Source organism: Thalassospira sp. MCCC 1A01428, assembly GCF_002115825.1.
GTDB lineage: Bacteria > Pseudomonadota > Alphaproteobacteria > Rhodospirillales > Thalassospiraceae > Thalassospira.
Genome location: NZ_JFJZ01000093.1, coordinates 1 through 5655, shown reverse-complemented (window position 1 = coordinate 5655; position 5655 = coordinate 1). Strand labels below are relative to the sequence as shown.

Here is a 5655-nt window from a genome sequence, read left to right as displayed (position 1 = left end):
TGTCGCTGATTTTCTTTTCAATGGTATAGGAAACGAACGAGCCAAGCGATGCGCCGGCACCGGGCAATACACCGGCCAGAAAGCCGATGATGGTGCTGCGGCCCATGGCACCCGATGTGCTTTTCAGCATTGACCACGGGGCGGTTACCCGGGCCAGTTTATGCGTTTGCGCACTGGGGGCCGACCCGGTTTTGTGTTCCAAAAACAGCAGAACTTCGGAAATGGCAAACAGGCCGACGATGGCAACAAGGAAGTCGATGCCTTCGTAAAGGTGGATATTGCCAAAGGTCATGCGCGGCACGCCGGTCTGGTGATCGACACCGACCATGGCAATGGCAAGGCCGATCATGGCGGCAATCACGGCTTTGGCCTGGTTTTGCGAGGCCACCCCGCCCAGGGTGGCAAAGGCCAGGGCAAAGAGGGCAAAATATTCAGCCGGGCCAAACAGCAGGGCAACCTTGACCAGCTGCGGTGCCAGAAAGACCAGCCCCCAGGTGGCAAAGAAAGCACCAACAAAAGAGGCAATGCCCGACAGGGCCAGGGCTTCGCCCGCCTGGCCTTTTTGCGCCATCGGGTAGCCGTCCAGCGTGGTCATCAGGGCGGGTTCATCGCCGGGAATGTTGAGCAGGATCGACGAAATACGCCCGCCATACATGGCGCCGTAATAAACCGATGTCAGCAAAATCAGGGCCGGTGTAGCGGGCAGGCCAAGGGTAAAGGCCACCGGAATGAGGATGGCGACACCGTTGGACGGGCCCAGACCGGGCAAGGCCCCGATGATAGTGCCAAGAAAACAGCCAACCAGGGCGAGAGCCAGATTCTGGAAGGTGAGCGCAACGGCAAAACCGTCGGCGAGTTGCGATAATACATCCATGTCAGAACCCCCAGGGCCCGCGGGCCAGCGAGAGTTGAAGAACAAGGTGGAACACGACGTAAATGCCCACAGAGATCGAAACACCGGCAATGGCGGCGGCAACGGGTTTTGCCCCAAGGCGCCAGCTTAGAATGCCCGATGTGATGGCGGTGGAGAGAACAAAACCGGCCACCGGCAGTGCATAGGTGTAAGCCACCATGACAGCCACGGCGAAGACGATTTCGATCATGCGCGCAGCCCCGGGCCAGTCAGGCTCGGGATCCGGCTTGAGGATCGGGAAAATGGCGGCGATCGCCAGCAACACACCAATCAGGATCGGGAAGAACTTTGGTCCCAGGTAATCGGTAATGAAGCTGGTTTGAATCTGGGTCGCCATGAAAATATAGAATGCAGATAGCAACAGGCATGCAACGCCCAGGGCTCTGTCACTCATGGCTCTTCTCCAAAATGAAGAGAGCGCCGCACCCCGATGGAGTGCGGCGCCACAGGAGGGCGGTATTTATTTAATCAGGCCGATTTCGCGGCTGAGCGTCTGGGTCGAGGAAATCTGGTCGCTAACGAATTTTTCAAAATCCGGACCAAATTTGTTTAACGGCATCAGGCCGTTATTGGCCATGACTTCTTTCCATTCGTCGCTGGCATAGGTGGTTTTGATGGCATTGACCCAATAGTCATATGCGTCATCGCTCATGCCTTTGGGGGCATAGAAACCACGCCAGTTTGCCCCGACAGCGTCGATACCCTGTTCTTTGGCGGTGGGGAATTTGTTGAATTCCTCGCCCGGCAGGCGTTCTTCGGAGAGAACGGCAAGGATTTTCAGATCGCCTGAATCAACAAAGCCTTTGGCTTCGGAAATGTCGCCGGTGAATACCTGAACATGGCCGCCCAGAAGCTGGGTGACGGCTTCCCCGCCACCTTCAAAGGCGACGTATTTGATTTTCCGAATATCGTTAATTCCGGCTGCTTTTGCGGCAAGCAGAACTTTAAGATGGTCCCAGCCGCCAACGGCCGACCCACCTGCGAAAGCAAGTGATTTTGGATCTGTTTTAACTTTTTCAAACAGTTCCGGCAGGGTTTTGATGTCGGAATCCTTGGAAACGGCAATGACGCCATAGTCAGCACCAATGGTCCCGACCCAGCGAACCTGATCCATGGTGGAGCCGGGGAATGCCCCCTGGGCCAGACGGGTGGTGGTTGCCGAAGAGGCGGCAACGATCAGGTCATTGTCTTCATTACGCTTGGAAACGACTTCGGCATAGGCAACACCGCCGGAACCGCCAGCCATGTTAACCACCTGCATCGGGCTGGCGATGGTTTTAAGGTCATAGAGGGTCTTGCCGATTTGACGGCAGGTAAAGTCCCAGCCGCCGCCAGCATTGGCCGGAGCAATACATTCAGGTTGCTCGGGTTCGAATGCGTGTGCGGCAGTGGAAACGATGACCATCGAAGCCGCAATTGTAAGTGCTTTGATTAAAGAACGCGTCACTGATACCTCCCATTATTGGTGTGACTATTGATTTTATTTTGGGGCAATGCGCCCCGGCATACGCGGCGGGCCATCGTAGGTCCACCGGTAGGATGGGGGAGTCGGACCCTTGTTCCGTCCTCCCTGACCCATTTGCTCCCAGGCATGTGAAATGACACCAACACTGCGAGACAAACAGAAAAGGCCGCGAGCAAGCGGGGCTGGAAAGCCAAGCTCGGCATAGATAACGGCAGTAGCTCCGTCGATATTCATCGGAACGGCTTTGCCTTTGGTTTGGGCAAGAGATTCTTCAATAGACCGGCCAATGGCAGCAAAGCGGCCCGATACCACGCCTTTGGCAGCAGCTTCGTCGACAAGACCAAGCAAGCGGGGGGAGCGTGGATCCACCGGTTTATGAAAACGGTGACCAAAACCGGGAATATATTTTGTCCGGCTTTTTTGCCATTCGACCAGCATTTCCGATGTGTGTTCGGGCCCGCCGGCTTCATCAATCATATGATAAAGTTCAACGGCCTGTTCCCCGGCACCGCCGTGGACGTCATCAAGGAAATTGACAGCGGATGCCATTGCGCCATTCAAGGGTAAACCGCATGTAACGGCCATGCGGGCCGCCGCAATTGAGGGGGCCTGGGGGCCGTGATCAACAGCGGCAACAAGGGCTGCCTCAAGCAGTGCTGCTTGATCCTGACCGGGTAATTCGCCGCGTGTCATCAGCCAGATCATTTGCGGAAAACTGACATTGCCTATCAGTTCCTCGACTGGGTAACCGCAGAAACTGATTTTACCGGGTTCCATTTCAATGATGGAAGTGCGCCACCAATCGGAAACGTCGCTCATAACGTTCCTTCCTTCTTCAATTTAGCCAGGGCTTCGTCGTCAATGCCCAGTGATCGGTAGATCTCGTCATTGTGTTGACCCAGACCTGGCGGAGGGGTTGATACATCGGGTGCCGCGCCGTCAATTTTATAGCCGGTTCTAACGATGGTGATGTCGCGTCCGACATCCGGGGTATCGCTGAAGGTTGCCAACATGCCCCGGTCGGCAATTTGTGGGTGGGCAAGGATTTCGGGGACACTGAACACGGCACCTGCCGGTACGCCGATTTCATTAAGTTCACGCGCCCAGTTCCGCGCCGGACGCGTTCGGAGCGTTGTTTCAAGATCGGCCTTCAAGGCCGCCCGGTTGGCTTTGCGGTCTTCGCGGGTGGCATATTCCGGTCGGGTTAACAGTTCTTCGCGGCCAAGGTGATGCGCCAGTGCTTCCCACTGTTCGTCCTTGTTTGCGGCAATGTTAAGGGGGTTATCTGCGGTTTCAAACGTGCCTGATGGTGCCGATGTGAGGTTTTCATTGCCGTTGGCTGTGGGTTCTATCCCGCCGATCAGATAGTTTGATACAGCCCAGCCCATTGTCGCGATGGTTGCCTCGAGCATGGAAACATCAATGAAGGTGCCCCGTTGTGGCGCATTCAATGCCCCGGATATGGCTAGGGCGGCGGTAAGACCGCCAATCGTATCGGCAATCGGATAGCCGGCGCGCAAAGGGGCGCTTTGCGTATCGCCGGTAATGGACATAAGACCCGACGCGCCCTGAATGATCTGGTCATAGGCGGGGCGGTGTAACCAGGGACCATCCTGCCCGAAACCGGAAATAGCGCAATAAATCAGTTTTGGATTAACTTCGCGCAGAACGTCATAGCCAAGCTCAAGACGATTCATCACGCCGGGACGAAAGTTTTCGACCAGGACATCCGCTGTTTCGACCAGCTGCTTTAACAGCTTTTTGCCTTCAGGGTGTTTCAGATTGAGAGTTACGGATTTCTTGCCGGCATTTTGGGCCAGAAAGGAAATCCCCATGTTTTTTTTGCTTAATTCGGGGTCCGCCCCCAACTGCCGGGCCAGATCGCCACGGCCAGGTGCTTCAACCTTGATGACCTCGGCCCCCATATGGGCGAGCTGATGGCAGCAAAAGGGTCCGGCCAATACGTTGGTAAGGTCAAGGACACGAATGCCCTCCAGCGGTCGTTGCATCTTTTCCTCCGGCGGTATTTCAAAACGTATGGTGCGATGGGGCAAAACCCGGCTATGCGTTTTGAATGAGGAGGGATCGGTTCCAGGAAGCCGGATGCTGGTATCTTCCACTGCCAGTTTTATACGAGGCATTGGCATCTGACGTCTTGACAGGGCTGACAGCCTTGCTCATTGATTCCTCCCAACTGGCCTATTGTTCTGTTTGTTGGAATTTGATTCTATTTAACAGAACGATATTCTGTGGTCCAGAACGAAATTCTGTTAAATGGAACGATGTTATGTCTGACGAAAAGGGGGTCGACGCGGTAGATCGCGCATTGAGCCTGCTTGATTGCTTTGATGGACAATCGGAAACTTTGGGTCTGGCCGATCTTTCCCGGCGCACGGGCTTTTACAAAAGCACGATTTTGCGGTTGGCTGTGTCGCTTGAAAAATTTGGCTATATCCGCCGTCAAAGCGATGGGCGGTTTCGACTGGGAGCAACCGTTTGGAGATTGGGCTCCCTCTATCGACGGGGATTCAATCTGGGAGATATCATTCGTCCGGAATTGAAAATTCTGGCTGATGAAATTGGTGAAACGGCGTCGTTTTATGTACGCGAGGGAGAAAACCGTGTTTGCCTGTTTCGCAGTGAACCGATGCGGGCCATTCGCCACAACGTCAATGAAGGGGCTCAGTTTCCGTTAACGGCGGGGGCAAGTGCCAGGGTATTGATGGCCTGGTCGAAAGATTGCCTTAATACCGGTGACGAACCGGCAATTCGCGAAGCCGGATATGCCGTCTCGCAAGGAGAACGAGACCCTGAAGTGGCCGCCGTTGCTGTTCCGGTATTCTGGAATGATGGTGGTATTGCCGGGGCAGTTTCGGTATCGGGGCTGATTACACGGTTTGATGGCGCATTGATTGAAAAATGTGTTCAAGCACTTAAGGAAGCGGTTCGACGTCTTGATGAGGGCGGGGCGCTGGTTCGTTAAGCCTTTGATAATGTGTGATAAAAAACGGGCGCAAGGAATAACCTTGCGCCCGTTTTGCTAAATTACAGGTCGCCTTAAGGTGCGACGGAGGGGTCTTTTTTCGGACGCAGGAAACGACCAAAAACGAACGGGGCGATAAAGCCGACAATGGCCAGCACCCAGATGGCAATCGTCAAGGGCGATCCCCATAATGTACTGACATCGCCATTGGAAATTTCCAGCGCCCGGCGCAGGTTCTTTTCCATTTCATTGCCCAGCAAAATACCCAGAATGATCGGCACAGTCGGAATGTTC

6 protein-coding genes and 1 pseudogene are annotated in these 5655 nt (G+C 54.8%); 1 reads left to right on the top strand and 6 read right to left on the bottom strand.

The features are described from left to right. The 5 genes from THS27_RS25555 to THS27_RS25535 form a co-directional block, all read right to left on the bottom strand. Nucleotides 1-874, bottom strand: an 874-nt coding sequence (locus tag THS27_RS25555) for a tripartite tricarboxylate transporter permease (RefSeq protein WP_210403019.1), incomplete at its 3' end; no start/stop codon positions are given. A gap of 1 nt (nucleotide 875) precedes the next feature. Next, nucleotides 876-1307 (bottom strand): tripartite tricarboxylate transporter TctB family protein, encoded by a 432-nt coding sequence (locus THS27_RS25550; RefSeq protein WP_085595739.1) that lies wholly within the window; start codon nucleotides 1305-1307, stop codon nucleotides 876-878. A gap of 66 nt (nucleotides 1308-1373) precedes the next feature. Further along, nucleotides 1374-2360, bottom strand: a complete 987-nt coding sequence (locus THS27_RS25545; RefSeq protein WP_210403018.1) for a tripartite tricarboxylate transporter substrate binding protein — start codon at nucleotides 2358-2360, stop codon at nucleotides 1374-1376. Nucleotides 2361-2393: 33 nt separating this feature from the next. Beyond that, nucleotides 2394-3197, bottom strand: coding sequence for a citryl-CoA lyase (locus tag THS27_RS25540; protein ID WP_085595737.1), 804 nt, complete (start codon nucleotides 3195-3197; stop codon nucleotides 2394-2396). Next, nucleotides 3194-4387, bottom strand: coding sequence for a CaiB/BaiF CoA-transferase family protein (locus tag THS27_RS25535; protein ID WP_085595735.1), 1194 nt, complete (start codon nucleotides 4385-4387; stop codon nucleotides 3194-3196). Before THS27_RS25535 ends, THS27_RS25540 begins: the two co-directional genes overlap by 4 nt. A gap of 278 nt (nucleotides 4388-4665) precedes the next feature. On the opposite strand from THS27_RS25535, the gene THS27_RS25530 reads away from it, so the two are divergent. Then, entirely contained in the window at nucleotides 4666-5361 is a 696-nt protein-coding gene (locus THS27_RS25530; RefSeq protein ID WP_168185017.1) for an IclR family transcriptional regulator, read from the top strand. A gap of 74 nt (nucleotides 5362-5435) precedes the next feature. Here THS27_RS25530 and THS27_RS27020 read toward each other — a convergent pair. Then, a pseudogene (locus tag THS27_RS27020) lies at nucleotides 5436-5655 on the bottom strand (hypothetical protein); the annotation flags it as partial.

What these genes read in the sequence shown, in the direction of transcription:
- THS27_RS25550 (WP_085595739.1), bottom strand. Translation starts at nt 1,307, where the DNA reads ATGAGTGACAGAGCCCTGGGCGTTGCATGCCTGTTGCTATCTGCATTC.
- THS27_RS25540 (WP_085595737.1), bottom strand. Translation starts at nt 3,197, where the DNA reads ATGAGCGACGTTTCCGATTGGTGGCGCACTTCCATCATTGAAATGGAA.
- THS27_RS25535 (WP_085595735.1), bottom strand. Translation starts at nt 4,387, where the DNA reads ATGCAACGACCGCTGGAGGGCATTCGTGTCCTTGACCTTACCAACGTA.
- THS27_RS25530 (WP_168185017.1), top strand. Translation starts at nt 4,666, where the DNA reads ATGTCTGACGAAAAGGGGGTCGACGCGGTAGATCGCGCATTGAGCCTG.